General features: G+C 64.7%; 15 protein-coding genes. 6 read left to right on the top strand and 9 right to left on the bottom strand.

From position 1 onward, the window contains the following. Nucleotides 1-63 precede the first annotated feature (63 nt). From PHLH3_RS13270 to trxB, 3 genes are read right to left on the bottom strand one after another with little or no spacing between them, the layout of a single operon-like run. Nucleotides 64-771: an arginyltransferase gene (locus PHLH3_RS13270; protein ID WP_213629779.1), complete on the bottom strand. Its 708-nt coding sequence runs from the start codon at nt 769-771 to the stop codon at nt 64-66. Between the two features lie 53 nt (nt 772-824). Further along, the gene (gene aat / locus PHLH3_RS13275; RefSeq protein ID WP_213629781.1) at nt 825-1,508 is read right to left on the bottom strand and encodes a leucyl/phenylalanyl-tRNA--protein transferase; all 684 of its coding nucleotides are present in this window, start codon (nt 1,506-1,508) and stop codon (nt 825-827) included. A gap of 40 nt (nt 1,509-1,548) precedes the next feature. Beyond that, nucleotides 1,549-2,499 carry a thioredoxin-disulfide reductase gene (trxB, locus tag PHLH3_RS13280; RefSeq protein ID WP_111262150.1) on the bottom strand — a complete coding sequence of 317 codons (951 nt, stop codon included), beginning with the start codon at nt 2,497-2,499 and terminating at the stop codon, nt 1,549-1,551. 221 nt (nt 2,500-2,720) lie between these two features. Here trxB and ftsK point away from each other — a divergent pair, with 221 nt between their 5' ends. The 6 genes from ftsK to cysG all read left to right on the top strand — a co-directional run bounded on the left by ftsK (nt 2,721) and on the right by cysG (nt 10,305). Beyond that, entirely contained in the window at nt 2,721-5,129 is a 2,409-nt protein-coding gene (gene ftsK / locus PHLH3_RS13285) for a DNA translocase FtsK (protein WP_173174263.1), read from the top strand. A gap of 29 nt (nt 5,130-5,158) precedes the next feature. Next, nucleotides 5,159-5,785: an outer membrane lipoprotein chaperone LolA gene (gene lolA, locus PHLH3_RS13290; protein ID WP_213629783.1), complete on the top strand. Its 627-nt coding sequence runs from the start codon at nt 5,159-5,161 to the stop codon at nt 5,783-5,785. An 18-nt stretch (nt 5,786-5,803) separates the two neighbouring features. Beyond that, nucleotides 5,804-7,126 carry a replication-associated recombination protein A gene (locus PHLH3_RS13295; RefSeq protein WP_213629785.1) on the top strand — a complete coding sequence of 441 codons (1,323 nt, stop codon included), beginning with the start codon at nt 5,804-5,806 and terminating at the stop codon, nt 7,124-7,126. After that, a complete protein-coding gene (crcB, locus tag PHLH3_RS13300) occupies nt 7,123-7,497 on the top strand; it encodes a fluoride efflux transporter CrcB (RefSeq protein WP_111262154.1) in 375 nt (124 codons plus the stop codon). Before PHLH3_RS13295 ends, crcB begins: the two co-directional genes overlap by 4 nt. Before the next feature lie 16 nt (nt 7,498-7,513). Further along, nucleotides 7,514-8,794 carry a serine--tRNA ligase gene (gene serS, locus PHLH3_RS13305; RefSeq protein ID WP_213629787.1) on the top strand — a complete coding sequence of 427 codons (1,281 nt, stop codon included), beginning with the start codon at nt 7,514-7,516 and terminating at the stop codon, nt 8,792-8,794. A gap of 116 nt (nt 8,795-8,910) precedes the next feature. Next, nucleotides 8,911-10,305: a siroheme synthase CysG gene (gene cysG, locus PHLH3_RS13310; RefSeq protein ID WP_213629789.1), complete on the top strand. Its 1,395-nt coding sequence runs from the start codon at nt 8,911-8,913 to the stop codon at nt 10,303-10,305. Here the strand turns inward: cysG and PHLH3_RS13315 are convergent. From PHLH3_RS13315 to tusD, 6 genes are all read right to left on the bottom strand, one after another. Then, nucleotides 10,302-11,294: a glutathione S-transferase family protein gene (locus PHLH3_RS13315; protein WP_213629791.1), complete on the bottom strand. Its 993-nt coding sequence runs from the start codon at nt 11,292-11,294 to the stop codon at nt 10,302-10,304. The two genes, cysG and PHLH3_RS13315, sit on opposite strands and share 4 nt — an antisense overlap. 87 nt (nt 11,295-11,381) lie before the next feature. Next, complete coding sequence (locus tag PHLH3_RS13320; protein ID WP_213629793.1) at nt 11,382-12,365, bottom strand: glycosyl transferase family protein; 984 nt, start codon at nt 12,363-12,365, stop codon at nt 11,382-11,384. After that, the gene (locus PHLH3_RS13325) at nt 12,362-12,697 is read right to left on the bottom strand and encodes a TusE/DsrC/DsvC family sulfur relay protein (RefSeq protein ID WP_173174249.1); all 336 of its coding nucleotides are present in this window, start codon (nt 12,695-12,697) and stop codon (nt 12,362-12,364) included. Before PHLH3_RS13325 ends, PHLH3_RS13320 begins: the two co-directional genes overlap by 4 nt. Continuing rightward, nucleotides 12,694-12,996, bottom strand: a complete 303-nt coding sequence (tusB, locus tag PHLH3_RS13330) for a sulfurtransferase complex subunit TusB (protein ID WP_213629795.1) — start codon at nt 12,994-12,996, stop codon at nt 12,694-12,696. The genes PHLH3_RS13325 and tusB overlap by 4 nt, the downstream gene beginning before the upstream one ends. Then, complete coding sequence (gene tusC / locus PHLH3_RS13335) at nt 12,996-13,355, bottom strand: sulfurtransferase complex subunit TusC (protein ID WP_213629797.1); 360 nt, start codon at nt 13,353-13,355, stop codon at nt 12,996-12,998. Before tusC ends, tusB begins: the two co-directional genes overlap by 1 nt. 1 nt (nt 13,356) lies before the next feature. Then, entirely contained in the window at nt 13,357-13,749 is a 393-nt protein-coding gene (gene tusD, locus PHLH3_RS13340) for a sulfurtransferase complex subunit TusD (RefSeq protein ID WP_213630544.1), read from the bottom strand. Nucleotides 13,750-13,800: the final 51 nt, after the last annotated feature.

The raw sequence follows: 13,800 nt of genomic DNA on the forward strand, positions 1-13,800 counted from the left end.
CAAACGGCGCCTGGCAAAAACGGCGTGCATTGTGCCCGAAAAATGCATCGTAAGCCAAGGGTTTCAGGTGAGGGTGACCCAGCGCTGATTGACGAACAGCTCGATGGGGCGGTACTGGGTCTTGTAGTTCATCTTCCTGCAGTTCTTGATCCAGTAGCCGAGATAGACCGCCTGGAGGCCCAGGCGCAAGGTCTCGCCGATCTGCCAGAGGATGGCGAAGCGGCCCAGGCTGCGGCGCTCTTCCGACGGATCGTAGAAGGTGTAGACGGCCGATAGGCCGTTGGGCAGGACGTCGGTTACGGCAATCGCGACCAGGCGACCCTCCAGGCGGAATTCGTAGAAGCGCGAGAACGGCAGGTCGCGGACCAGGAAGGTGGAAAACTGATCGCGGCTTGGTGGGTACATGTCGCCGTCGGCATGGCGCTCCTCGATGTAGCGCACATAGAGGGCGTAGTACTCCTCGTTGAACGCTGGGCGAACGGCACGGACTTCGATGTCGGTGTTGCGCTTGAGGATGCGCCGCTGCTGGCGGCTGGGTGCGAAGGCATCGGCGGGGATGCGGGCCGGTACGCAGGCGGTGCAACGCTGGCAATGGGGGCGGTAGAGGTGGTCGCCGCTGCGGCGGAAACCCATTTCCGAGAGCTCGGCGTAGACCTCCACATCCATCGGCTGGCTGGGATCGAGAAACAGTGTGGTGGCCTGTTCCTCGGGCAGGTAGCTGCAAGGATGCGGTTGAGTGGCATAGAACTTCAGGCGAGCCAGCTCGGTCATGGTCGAATCTCGAAAAAGCCTTCCGCAAGTGTAAGCCAGGCTTGGCGACTCGCCTAGGCGACAGCCCAGTTGGCGCTGTTGGGTTGGTCGAGATAAAGCTGGAGGTAGCGTGAGAACTTCTCGCGGGTGATCGAGCGGGCGCCGAAGCTGTGCAGGTGCTGGGTCGGCATCTGGCAGTCGATGAGCACGAAGCCCCAGTCGTTGAGGTGGCGGGTGAGGGTCACGAACCCGACCTTGGAGGCGTTGTCGGTGCGGCTGAACATGGATTCGCCGAAGAACAGCTTGCCCATGGCGAGCCCGTAAAGGCCGCCGACCAGTTCGCCATCCAGCCAGACCTCGACCGAGTGGGCGACGCCGCGGCGATGCAGTTCCAGATAGGCGGCCTGCATCGGCGTGGTGATCCAGGTGCCATCGGTATAGCTGCGTGGCCCGGCGCAGGCCGCGATGACGGCGGCGAAATCCTGGTCGAAGGTGACGCGGAAGCGTTGCTGGCGGATCAGCTTGGCGAGGCTGCGGGAAACATGCACTTCCTGCGGGGGCAGGACGGTGCGCGGGTCGGGTGACCACCAGAGGATCGGCTGGCCGTCCTGGAACCAGGGGAAGCAGCCGTGGCGATAGGCCTGGACCAAGCGTTCGGGGGACAGGTCGCCGCCGGCCGCCAGCAGTCCATTGGGCTCGCGGAGGGCGCGCTCGAGGGGCGGGAAGGTCAGGTTTTCGCGGCTAAGCCAGGTCAGCATGGGAAGGGGAGGGCGGCGTGAGGTGCGCCGCCCCTGCGCCTCAGTTGTCGTCGAGGAATTTTTCGGCATCCAGCGCGGCCATGCAGCCGGCACCTGCCGAGGTGATCGCCTGGCGATAGACGTGGTCGGCCACGTCGCCAGCGGCGAAGACGCCCTCGATGCTGCTGGCGGTGGCGTTGCCTTCGGAGCCGCCGCGGACCACCAGGTAGCCGTCACGCATTTCCAGTTGGCCCTGGAACAGTTCGGTGTTGGGCTTGTGGCCGATGGCGATGAATACACCGGCCAGGGGCATTTCCTTGGTTTCGCCGTTGGTGGTGTCTTTCAGTCGGACGCCGGTCACGCCGGTGGCGTCGCCCAGTACCTCTTCCAGGGTGTGATTCCAGTGCAGGCGCACGTTGCCGTTCTTGGCTTTCTCGAACAGCTTGTCCTGGAGGATCTTCTCCGAGCGCAGCTTGTCGCGGCGGTGGATCAGGTGGACTTCCTTGGCAATATTGGAGAGGTAGAGGGCCTCCTCGACGGCGGTGTTGCCGCCGCCGATCACGCAGACCACTTGGTTGCGGTAGAAGAAGCCGTCGCAGGTGGCGCAGGCCGATACGCCCTTGCCGGCGAAGGCCTCTTCGGACGGCAGGCCCAGGTACTGGGCGGAGGCGCCGGTGGCGATGATCAGCGCGTCGCAGCTATAGGTGCCGCTGTCGCCCTTGAGGATGAAGGGGCGCTGCTGCAACTCGGCGGTGTGGATGTGGTCGTAGACGATCTCGGTGTCGAAGCGCTCGGCGTGCTTCTGCATGCGCTCCATCAGGGCGGGGCCGGTGAGGCCTTCGACGTCACCCGGCCAGTTGTCGACCTCGGTGGTGATGGTGAGCTGGCCGCCCGGCTGGATGCCGGTGATGACAACGGGTTTGAGGTTGGCGCGGGCGGCATACACGGCAGCGGTGTAACCGGCTGGGCCGGAGCCCAGGATGATCAGGCGTGAATGCTTGACGTCGCTCATAAAAAGGCCTCATAAGTCTTTGTCACAAAAGAGAATGCATGCTCAAATTGAGCGCTGCGCAAGATGCTGGCGGCTATGCTACACCGAAGCACGAATCACCCGCAAAACGCGCCGCGGCCAGGGCGGACGCTGTGGCGCCGGGCGGTTAAACCCGTACAATGGGCGGCATTTCCGCCAGTAACCGATTCTTGAACGCGCCAAGGGCGCAGGAAAAAAGGCGTTTGAAGAATTCCACGAGTACTGCCCAGACGCCCGTCTGGCGCCAGCAATTGCATTACCGCCTCAAGGAAGGTGCGCTGATCGCGCTGGGCGCGTTGTGCCTCTACTTGTGGATGGCGTTGCTCACCTACGACTCTTCCGATCCGGGCTGGACCCACACCAGCAATGTCGAGCAGGTACAGAACGCCGCAGGCCGCCTGGGCGCCTGGTTCGCCGACATCCTCTTCATGGCCCTCGGCTACTTCGCCTACATCTTCCCGTTGCTGCTTGCGATCAAGACGCTGCAGGTGTTCCGTCATCGCCACCAGGCCATCGACTGGAGTGGCTGGCTGTTCTCCTGGCGCCTGATCGGCCTCGTCTTCCTGGTGCTTTCGGGCGCCGCGCTGGCCGATATCCACTTCCAGGACAGCGTCGGCATGCCAGCATCCGCCGGCGGTGCGCTGGGCGAAAGCCTCAGCCACCTGGCGGTCAACGCTCTGAACGTGCAGGGCAGCACACTGATGTTCTTCGCCCTGTTCCTCTTCGGCCTGACGGTTTTCACCGACCTGTCGTGGTTCAAGGTGATGGACCTGACCGGCAAGATCACCCTCGACCTGGTCGAGCTGATCCAGAGCCTGATCAACCGCTGGTGGAGTGCACGTGCCGAGCGCAAGCAACTCGTGGCCAAGCTGCGCGAGGTGGATGACCGCGTCAACGAGGTCGCCGCGCCCGTGGTTCGCGACAGTCGCGAGCAGGCGAAGGTCAAGGAACGCCTGATCGAACGCGAAGATGCCCTGGCCAAGCACATGATCGAGCGCGACAAGCGTCCTGCACCGGTCATCACGCCCCCTGCGCCGGCCAAGGCTGCCGAGCCCAGCAAGCGGGTGCAGAAGGAGAAGCAGGTCCCGCTGTTCGTCGACAGCGCGGTAGAGGGCACCCTGCCGCCGATCTCCATTCTCGATGTGGCCGAGAAGAAGCAGAAGAGCTACTCCCCCGAATCCCTCGAGGCCATGTCGCGCCTGCTGGAGATCAAGCTCAAGGAGTTCGGCGTCGAAGTGATAGTCGAATCCGTGCACCCGGGCCCCGTGATCACCCGTTTCGAGATCCAGCCCGCCGCAGGCGTCAAGGTCAGCCGTATCTCCAACCTTGCCAAGGACCTGGCGCGTTCCCTCGCCGTGATCAGCGTCCGCGTGGTGGAGGTCATTCCCGGCAAGACCACCGTGGGCATCGAGATTCCCAACGAAGACCGCCAGATCGTGCGCTTCTCCGAAGTGCTGTCCTCGACCGAGTACGACGAGGCCAAGTCGCCGGTCACCATGGCCCTCGGCCATGACATCGGCGGGCGCCCGGTGATCACCGACCTGGCCCGCATGCCGCACCTGCTGGTGGCCGGTACCACCGGCTCCGGTAAGTCCGTGGGCGTCAACGCCATGATCCTGTCGATCCTGTTCAAGTCCACGCCCGAGCAGGCGAGGCTGATCATGATCGACCCGAAGATGCTCGAACTGTCGATCTACGAGGGCATTCCGCACCTGCTGTGCCCGGTCGTGACCGACATGAAGGAAGCCGCCAACGCGCTGCGCTGGAGCGTCGCCGAGATGGAGCGGCGCTACAAGCTGATGGCCGCCATGGGCGTGCGCAACCTTGCGGGCTTCAACCGCAAGGTCAAGGACGCGGAGGAGGCGGGCACGCCGCTGACCGACCCGCTCTATCGCCGCGAGAGCATGGAAGACGAAGCGCCGCTGCTGAAGCAATTGCCGACCATCGTGGTGATCGTCGATGAATTCGCCGACATGATGATGATCGTCGGCAAGAAGGTGGAAGAGCTGATCGCCCGTATCGCGCAAAAGGCACGTGCGGCGGGCATCCACCTGATCCTCGCCACCCAGCGCCCCTCGGTGGACGTGATTACCGGCCTGATCAAGGCCAACATCCCGACCCGCATGGCCTTCCAGGTCTCCAGCAAGATCGACTCGCGCACCATCCTCGACCAGGGCGGCGCCGAGCAACTGCTGGGCCACGGCGACATGCTCTACTTGCCGCCGGGCACCGGCCTGCCGATCCGTGTCCACGGTGCCTTCGTCTCCGATGACGAGGTGCATCGCGTGGTCGAGGCCTGGAAGTTGCGTGGCGCTCCCGACTACATCGAAGACATTCTCGCGGGTGTCGACGAGGGTGGTGGTGGCTCCAGCGGCGGCTTCGATGGCGGTGAGGGCGGTGAAGGCAGTGAGGAAGACCCGCTCTACGACGAGGCCGTGCGCTTCGTCACCGAGAGCCGCCGCGCGTCCATTTCCGCGGTACAGCGCAAGCTGAAGATCGGCTACAACCGCGCCGCCCGGATGATCGAGGCGATGGAGATGGCCGGTGTGGTCACGCCCATGAACACCAACGGCTCGCGTGACGTGATCGCGCCGGGCCCGGTTCGCGACTAACCCTGAACGGAATTCTGATGAGGACCCCCATGCGACTGATCCGCATGCTGCTCGTTGCCGCACTGAGCCTTGGTGCCATGCAGGCCCAGGCTGATGACCAGGTGGCCATCGCCCGCCTGACCGAAATGCTCAACAAGGCCCAGACCATCACCGGTCGCTTCTCCCAGCTGACCCTCGACGGTTCCGGCACCCAGCTTCAGGAAACCTCCGGCGAGCTCGCCCTCAAGCGCCCGGGCCTGTTCCGCTGGCACACCGACGAGCCGATGGAGCAACTGCTGGTCTCCAACGGGCAGAAGGTCTGGCTGTATGACCCGGACCTGGAACAGGTCACCATCCAGACCCTTGATCAGCGCCTCACGCACACGCCTGCGCTGCTGTTGTCCGGCGATGTCTCCAAGATCAGCGAGAACTTCGAGATCGCCCACAAGGAAGGAGGCGATGTGGTGGACTTCATCCTCAAGCCGAAGGCCAAGGACACCTTGTTCGACACCCTGCGCCTGTCCTTCCGCAATGGTGTGATCAACGACATGCAACTGATCGACAGCGTCGGCCAGCGCACCAACATCCTCTTCCTCGGCGTGAAGATGAACCAGGCCATCGACGCCGCCCAGTTCGACTTCAAGGTTCCGGAAGGCGCCGACGTCATTCAGGAATAAGAGGTTTCACGCGCACCCATGGACCTGTTCCGTTCCGAGCCCATCGCCCAGCCCCTGGCCGCGCGCCTGCGTGCCAACAGCCTGGACGAGTACGTTGGCCAGGAGCACCTGCTGGCGCCGGGCAAGCCCCTGCGTGAGGCGCTGGAGCAGGGGGCGTTGCACTCGATGATTTTCTGGGGGCCGCCCGGGGTCGGCAAGACCACCCTGGCCAAGCTTCTGGCCCAGGTCAGCGATGCCCATTTCGAGACGATTTCCGCGGTGCTCTCCGGCGTCAAGGAAATCCGCCAGTCGGTGGAGATGGCCAAGCAGCAGGCCGCCCAGTACGGGCGCCGCACCATCCTCTTCGTCGACGAGGTGCATCGCTTCAACAAATCCCAGCAGGATGCCTTCCTTCCCTATGTCGAGGACGGCACGCTGATTTTCATCGGTGCCACCACCGAGAATCCCTCGTTCGAGCTTAACAACGCGTTGCTTTCCCGTGCCCGGGTCTATGTGCTCAAGAGCCTGGACGAGGCGGCACTGCGCCGTCTCGTCGACCGCGCATTGAACGAAGACAAGGGGCTCGGCAAGCGCAAGCTGCGCCTGCCAGATGAGAGCTTCGCGATCCTGGTGGCGGCAGCCGACGGCGATGGCCGGCGCTTGCTCAACCTGCTGGAGAATGCGGCGGACCTCGCCGAGGACGACAGCGAGATCGCCCCCGAGCTGCTGCAAAACCTGCTCGGTGACAGCCGTCGTCGTTTCGACAAGGGTGGCGAGGCCTTCTACGACCAGATTTCCGCGCTGCACAAGTCGGTGCGTGGCTCCAGCCCCGACGGTGCGCTCTATTGGTATGCACGCATGATCGACGGTGGCTGCGACCCGCTCTACATCGCGCGTCGCGTGGTGCGCATGGCCAGCGAAGACATCGGCAATGCCGACCCCCGTGCCTTGAGCCTGTGCCTGGCCGCCTGGGACGTGCAGGAGCGCCTCGGCAGCCCGGAGGGTGAATTGGCGGTGGCCCAGGCCATCGTCTACCTGGCCTGCGCGCCGAAGAGCAACGCTGTCTACACCGCTTTCAAGGCGGCCATGCGTGATGTCGCCGAGAACGGTTCCCACGAGGTGCCGCTGCACCTGCGCAATGCGCCGACCAAGCTGATGAAGCAACTCGGCTACGGCGACGAATATCGCTACGCCCATGACGAGCCGGATGCCTATGCGGCGGGCGAGGACTACTTCCCGGAGAACCTCGAGCCCCGCCAGTACTACCAGCCTGTACCTCGGGGGCTGGAGCTGAAGATTCGCGACAAGCTCGATCACCTGGCTGGGCTCGATGCGCGCAGCCCCAGAAGGAGAAGGCCTTGAGCCCCCTGATTCTCTCGGTGTCCCTGGGTGGCATCGTCGGCACCCTGCTGCGTTTCGCCACGGGCAACTGGGTGGCTGCCCACTGGCCTCGTTACTTCTACGCCGGTACTCTTGCCGTCAATATCGTCGGTTGCCTGCTCATCGGCTTTCTCTACGGCCTGTTCCTCCAGCGTCCTGAAGTGCCTGTGGAGATCCGTGCCGGGCTCATGGTCGGTTTCCTGGGCGGCCTGACGACGTTTTCATCCTTTTCCCTGGACACGCTGCGCTTGCTGGAAAGCGGCCAGCTGCCCCTGGCCTTCGGCTATGTGGCGGTGAGCGTGCTGGGAGGCCTGCTCGCGACCTGGGCCGGCCTGACACTGACCAAATTCTGATAGACGGGAACCTCACATGCTCGATTCCAAACTGGTACGCACCCAGACCCAGGAAGTGGCCGATCGCCTCGCCACCCGCGGCTTCCAACTGGACGTGGCGCGCCTCGAATCCCTGGAGAACCAGCGCAAGTCCGTGCAAACCCGCACCGAGCAGCTGCAGGCCGAGCGCAACAGTCGCTCCAAGGCCATTGGCCAGGCCAAGCAGCGCGGCGAGGACATCGCGCCGCTGCTGGCCGATGTCGACCGCATGGGGACCGAGCTGGACGAGGGCAAGCGCGAACTGGAGAGCATCCAGGCCGAACTGGACAACCTGCTGCTGAACATCCCCAACCTGCCGGACGCCTCCGTCCCCGTGGGCGAGGACGAAGATGGCAACGTCGAGGTCCGCCGCTGGGGAACCCCGCGCAGCTTCGATTTCGAAATCAAGGACCACGTGAGCCTGGGTGAAACCCATGGCTGGCTGGACTTCGAAACCGCCGCCAAGCTCTCCGGCGCGCGTTTCGCCCTGTTGCGCGGCCCCATCGCCCGCCTGCACCGTGCCCTGGCGCAGTTCATGATCAACCTGCATACCGCCGAGCACGGCTATGAAGAGGCCTACACCCCTTACCTGGTCCAGGCCCCGGCGCTGCAAGGCACCGGCCAGTTGCCCAAGTTCGAGGAAGACCTGTTCAAGATCGGTCGCGAGGACGAAGCGGATCTCTACCTGATCCCTACCGCCGAAGTGTCCCTGACCAACATCGTCGCCGGTGCAATCCTCGACGCGAAGCAACTGCCGTTGAAGTTTGTCGCCCACACCCCCTGCTTCCGCAGCGAGGCGGGCGCTTCCGGTCGCGACACGCGCGGCATGATCCGCCAGCACCAGTTCGACAAGGTCGAGATGGTGCAGATCGTCGAGCCGTCCAAGTCCTTCGAGGCGCTGGAAGGCCTGACCGCCAATGCCGAGAAGGTCCTGCAGCTGCTGGAGCTGCCGTATCGCGTTCTCGCCCTGTGCACCGGCGACATGGGCTTTGGCGCGACCAAGACCTACGACCTGGAGGTCTGGGTGCCGAGCCAGGACAAATACCGCGAGATTTCCTCCTGCTCCAACTGTGGTGACTTCCAGGCCCGCCGCATGCAGGCTCGCTACCGCAACCCGGAAACCGGCAAGCCCGAGCTGGTGCACACCCTCAACGGCTCCGGCCTGGCCGTCGGCCGTACCCTGGTAGCCGTGCTGGAGAACTACCAGCAGGCGGATGGCTCCATTCGCGTGCCGGAAGTCCTCAAGCCCTACATGGGCGGTATCGAAATCATCGGTTGATCCTCGCCGCTCCCGCCTGCGCGGGAGTGATTCGAGCCTCCCCGAGCGCCCGCGTTCCGGTCCCTGCCGGATGCGGGCGTCGTTTTCCACGGCAACCACTGCAGCAAGGCGCTCCCATGGATTTCCTCCCGCTCTTCCATAACCTCAAGGGCCGTCAGGTGCTCGTCGTCGGCGGTGGCGAAGTCGCACTGCGCAAGGCTCGCCTGCTGGCGGATGCCGGGGCGGTTCTCCAGGTGGTAGCGCCGCAGATCGACAGCCAGTTGATCGAGCTGGTGGGGGCTTCGTCAGGGTTGGCCCATGTCCGTGGCTATGTGGAGGCGGACCTCGACCAGTGCGTGCTGGTCATTGCCGCGACCGATGACGAGTCCCTCAACGCATTGATCTCGCAGCAGGCCCAGGCGCGCGGCGTGCCGGTCAACGTGGTCGATGCGCCGGCGCTGTGCAGCGTGATCTTTCCCGCCATCGTCGACCGTTCGCCGCTGATCGTCGCCGTGTCCAGTGCCGGGGATGCCCCGGTGCTGGCCCGGCTGATCCGCGCCAAGATCGAAACCTGGATTCCTTCCGCCTACGGCCAGTTGGCGGGGCTCGCCAAGCGTTTCCGCAGTCGGGTCAAGGCCTTGTTCCCCGATGTGCAGCAACGACGCGTGTTCTGGGAGGACGTTTTCCAGGGGGCGATCGCCGAGCGCATGCTTGCCGGGCAGCCCGCCGAGGCCGAGCGCATGCTCGAAGAACGTGTGGCGGGTGGCGGTACGCAGCGGGCGCTGGGCGAGGTCTACCTGGTGGGCGCCGGCCCCGGTGATCCCGACCTTCTGACCTTCCGCGCCCTGCGCCTGATGCAGCAGGCCGACGTGGTGCTCTACGACCGCCTGGTGGCGGGCCCGATCGTCGAGATGTGCCGGCGCGACGCCGAACGCATCTATGTGGGCAAGCGTCGTTCGGAGCATGCCGTGCCGCAGGAGGAGATCAATCGCCTGTTGATCGACCTGGCGCTCCAGGGCAAGCGCGTGCTGCGCCTTAAGGGAGGAGACCCGTTCATCTTCGGGCGTGGTGGCGAGGAGATCGGCGAGCTGGCGGCCAACGGCATTCCCTTCCAGGTGGTGCCGGGCATTACCGCTGCCTCGGGCTGCGCGGCCTATGCCGGTATCCCGCTGACTCATCGTGACCACGCCCAATCGGTGCGTTTCGTCACCGGGCATCTGAAGGACGGCAGCAGCGACCTGCCCTGGAGCGACCTGGTCGCGCCAGGCCAGACCCTGGTCTTCTACATGGGCCTGGTCGGCTTGCCGAGTATCTGCAGCGAGCTGATCCGACACGGGCGCTCGGCCAATACCCCGGCCGCCCTGGTGCAGCAGGGCACCACCAGCAACCAGCGGGTCTTCACCGGCACGCTTGGCGACCTGCCGCAATTGGTCGCCCGGCATGAGGTGCATGCGCCCACGCTGGTGATCGTGGGCGAGGTGGTGCAACTGCGTGACAAGCTCGCCTGGTTCGAAGGGGCTCAGGTCGACTAAGCCACCCCTTTGCCGGGTAGGTGGTCGCGACCGTGGGGCTGGTTGAAATCCTGCAGCGGGCCGGCGGGGATGATCCCGGTCGGGTTGATGGTGCGGTGGCTCGCGTAGTAATGCCCCTTGATGTGCTCGAAGTTCACCGTTTCGGCAACGCCTGGCCACTGATAGAGCTCACGCAGCCAGCCAGACAGGTTGGGGTAGTCGGCCAGGCGCCTCAGGTTGCACTTGAAGTGCCCGTGATAGACCGCATCGAAGCGGATCAGCGTGGTGAACAGTCTCCAGTCGGCTTCGGTCAGGTGGGCTCCTGCCAGATAGCGACGCTTGCCCAGTAGCGCTTCCAGCCTGTCCAGCTCGCGGAACAGTTCGCCGAAGGCTTCCTCGTAGGCTTCCTGGGTGGTGGCGAAGCCCGCCCGGTATACGCCGTTGTTGATGGCCGGATAGATGCGTTCGTTGAGGGCGTCGATCTCCGTCCGCAGGGCGGGCGGATAGAAGTCCTGGTGATCATTGGTGAGGCCGTCGAACGCCGAGTTGAACATGCGGATGATCTCGGAAGATTCGTTACTGACGATTCGCTCCTCGAATGTGTCCCACAGCAACGGCACGGTCACGCGGCCGGTGTACCCGGCATCATCGCGGATGTAACGCTGGTAGAGATAATCCAGGTTGCCGAGGGCATCGCCACTCGAGCCATGACTGCGATCGAAGGTCCAGCCGTTCTCCAGCATCAGCCAACTGACCACCGAGACGTCGATCAGGCTTTCCAGCCCCTTCAGCTTGCGGAAGATCAGCGTGCGGTGCGCCCAGGGGCAGGCCAGTGATACGTAGAGGTGATAGCGCCCCGGTTCGGCTGTGAACCCGCCCTTGCCGCTCGGGCCGGGTGACCCGTCAGCGGTGATCCAGTTGCGCCGGCGTGCGCTTTCACGTTGGAAGCGACCGTCCTTGGCGGTGTCGTACCACTTGTCCTGCCATTTGCCTTCGACCAGCAATCCCATGGCCCTGACCCTCTGAATTGGAAATTGGGCTCAGTCTAAAGGTGTTGAGTCGATTGAATGGCGCAAATTCAAAGTGTTTTTGATCGATTAATTCGAAGCGTTTCGCTCTTTCCACAGCCGCTCGGCTTCGCTGAGGGCGGTCTCGCGAGGATGGCCGAGACCGCGCAGCGCGAGTGCCATGGTGCCGAGGATGGCGAGCCGGGCGTAGGCGTCGTCGATACTGCCGTCCCACACACCCAGTAGCTGCGCTGCTTCGATGCGCTCTGGTTTGACATGGCGCAGCGGCGATAGGGCGGGCCACTCTTCATCCCAGGCCTCGCCGCCTTCGGTGCCAAAGAGGTGGCAGGCGGCATCCGGGTTCACTTCGATCTCGCCGCCTTCGCCCTTGATGACGATGGCGTGGTCCCCCAGCAGTTGGCTGGCTTCCCTGTGCACCGCCTGGTAGCCGGGATGGAAGATGCTCTGCAGGCCACAGCGGGCGCCGAGTGGGTTGAGGATGCGAGCAAGCGAGTGGATGGGAGAGCGCAGGCCGAGGGTGTTGCGCAGGTCGATCATGCGCTGCAGCGTCGGCGCCCAGGCTCCCAGTGGGATGAAGGCGAGGCGGTGGTGGTCCAGCGCCTGGCTGACCTGCTGCCAGTCGGCGCAGTTGGGGATGCCCAGCAGCTCCAGGCATTGTTCGGTGTAGATGCGCCCGGCCGTGTGCAAGCCACCGCCGTGCAGCAGGATGCGTACCCCGCCATTGGCCAGGGCCTTGGCTGCCAGGAGGAACCAGGGATGGTGGCGCTTCTTGCCGGCGTAGCTGGGCCAGTCGATGTCCACCCGGATCGCCGGGGCAAGGTTGCGCGCGCGGAAGGCTTCGGTGAAGCCGGCCAGCTCCTCGGCGCTTTCTTCCTTGTGCCGCAGCAGCATGAGGAAGGCGCCGAGCTGGCTGTCTTCGGTCTTGCCGTCCAGCAGCATGCCCATGGCTTCGCGGGCCTCTTCGCGGGTCAGGTGGCGGGCGCCACGCTTGCCCTTGCCGAGGATGCGGACGAACTGGGCGAAGGGGTGTTCAACAGGGGCGGCGGGAGTCATAGGCAATTGGTCGGCTTGGGCAGGCCGGCGAGCTTGGCGGCAAGCTTGGCCGGTGCGCCCTTGAACAGGTGGTTGAGGTGCAGGCTGTTGCCCTTTTCCGGGCCGAGCTGCTGGGCGACGTACTTGATCAATGGCCGATTGGCCGGCGACAGCTGGAATTCGTCATAGAAGCGCCGCAGCAGCTCGAGGATTTCCCAGTGCTCGGCCTGCAAGGTGATCTCCTCCCGCGCAGCGAGGGCTTCCGCCACGGGGCGGGACCAATCGGCCAGCTCTTGCAGGTAGCCATCCTTGTCGAGCGGGATGCTCCGTCCGTTCAGGTCGAGGCTGCTCATAGCCAGCTGTTCACCTTGTCGTACTGCACGCATAGCGCCACGAAGCCGGGGTAGTCCAGCAACTTGATGCGGGTGGGCGGGCTGCCGATTGCGCGCGCCGCCACGTCTTCTTCCAGCGCGAACAGGGCAATGCCTTCGGGGAGCTGCTCCAGGCATTGACGTGGGTGGGTCGAGGCGCGCAGGGCCTGGACGGCTTCGCCGCTGAGCAGGATCGCGTCCTCGTTGCCCAGCAGGCGCAGGCAGCTGTCGAAGCGGTCGTCGCCAAACGGCGAATGGGAAAGCAGGTGCAGTGTACTCATCAGAGGGTGATCACTTGGTCATGGCGCTCGATGAGGGCGCGCAAGGCGGCATCATCCAGCACTTCGACGGGAAGATTCAGGCTGTCGGTGGCCAGGCCGCGCTGGCTCAGGCTGTGGGCGCTGGCGTAAAGGGATTCCACGCCGAACAGCGGCAGTGCCTGCAGGTTGGCGGTGAGGTCCTTCTGCTCCAGCCTGCCCGGAGTCTGGCCGCTGGCGAGCTGGAAGACACCGTCATCGAGGAACAGCATCGCCAGCGGCAAATCGAAGGCGCCGCCGGCCAGTGCGATGTCCAGCGCTTCGCGCGCACCCGGGCCGGCCCAGGGCGCGCGGCGGGTGATGATCAACATGGATTTGGCCATCTCAGTCCCCCCCGAAGCAGATCAGCCGATCGGCCATCTGCGCGGCTTCATGCAGCTGGCCCAGGCCGGATAGCGCCCAGCCTGGTGCCAGGTTGGCGGCTGCACGACCATAGCGCTCGGCCTCCTCCTGATTGATCACGCCTCGACGCAGGGCGGCGGCGATGCAGACCACGCCATCCAATTGATGATCGGCCACGAACTTGGACCAGTCGCGGGCGATGTCCGGCTCGTCCTGTGGAGTCACCACATTGGCTGAGGCACTGTGAACGCCGTCCTGGTAGAAGAACAGGCGCATGATTTCGTGGCCGCCGTCCAGCACCGCTTCGGCAAAGCGCAGGGCGCGGCGGGAGGAGGGCGCATGGGCAGGAGCGAAGAGGGCTATGGCGAATTTCATGACAGGGCTTCGAGCGGAATAGCTGAGCGCATGATACGGCTTGCGACCGGC

It is taken from the genome of Pseudomonas sp. Pc102 (assembly GCF_018408275.1).
In the GTDB taxonomy this organism is placed as follows: domain Bacteria; phylum Pseudomonadota; class Gammaproteobacteria; order Pseudomonadales; family Pseudomonadaceae; genus Metapseudomonas; species Metapseudomonas tohonis.

Coding starts and splice junctions, on each gene's coding strand:
- PHLH3_RS13270 (WP_213629779.1), bottom strand. CDS start 771: ATGACCGAGCTGGCTCGCCTGAAGTTCTATGCCACTCAACCGCATCCT.
- aat (WP_213629781.1), bottom strand. CDS start 1,508: ATGCTGACCTGGCTTAGCCGCGAAAACCTGACCTTCCCGCCCCTCGAG.
- trxB (WP_111262150.1), bottom strand. CDS start 2,499: ATGAGCGACGTCAAGCATTCACGCCTGATCATCCTGGGCTCCGGCCCA.
- lolA (WP_213629783.1), top strand. CDS start 5,159: ATGCGACTGATCCGCATGCTGCTCGTTGCCGCACTGAGCCTTGGTGCC.
- PHLH3_RS13295 (WP_213629785.1), top strand. CDS start 5,804: ATGGACCTGTTCCGTTCCGAGCCCATCGCCCAGCCCCTGGCCGCGCGC.
- serS (WP_213629787.1), top strand. CDS start 7,514: ATGCTCGATTCCAAACTGGTACGCACCCAGACCCAGGAAGTGGCCGAT.
- cysG (WP_213629789.1), top strand. CDS start 8,911: ATGGATTTCCTCCCGCTCTTCCATAACCTCAAGGGCCGTCAGGTGCTC.
- PHLH3_RS13315 (WP_213629791.1), bottom strand. CDS start 11,294: ATGGGATTGCTGGTCGAAGGCAAATGGCAGGACAAGTGGTACGACACC.
- PHLH3_RS13320 (WP_213629793.1), bottom strand. CDS start 12,365: ATGACTCCCGCCGCCCCTGTTGAACACCCCTTCGCCCAGTTCGTCCGC.
- PHLH3_RS13325 (WP_173174249.1), bottom strand. CDS start 12,697: ATGAGCAGCCTCGACCTGAACGGACGGAGCATCCCGCTCGACAAGGAT.
- tusB (WP_213629795.1), bottom strand. CDS start 12,996: ATGAGTACACTGCACCTGCTTTCCCATTCGCCGTTTGGCGACGACCGC.
- tusC (WP_213629797.1), bottom strand. CDS start 13,355: ATGGCCAAATCCATGTTGATCATCACCCGCCGCGCGCCCTGGGCCGGC.
- tusD (WP_213630544.1), bottom strand. CDS start 13,749: ATGAAATTCGCCATAGCCCTCTTCGCTCCTGCCCATGCGCCCTCCTCC.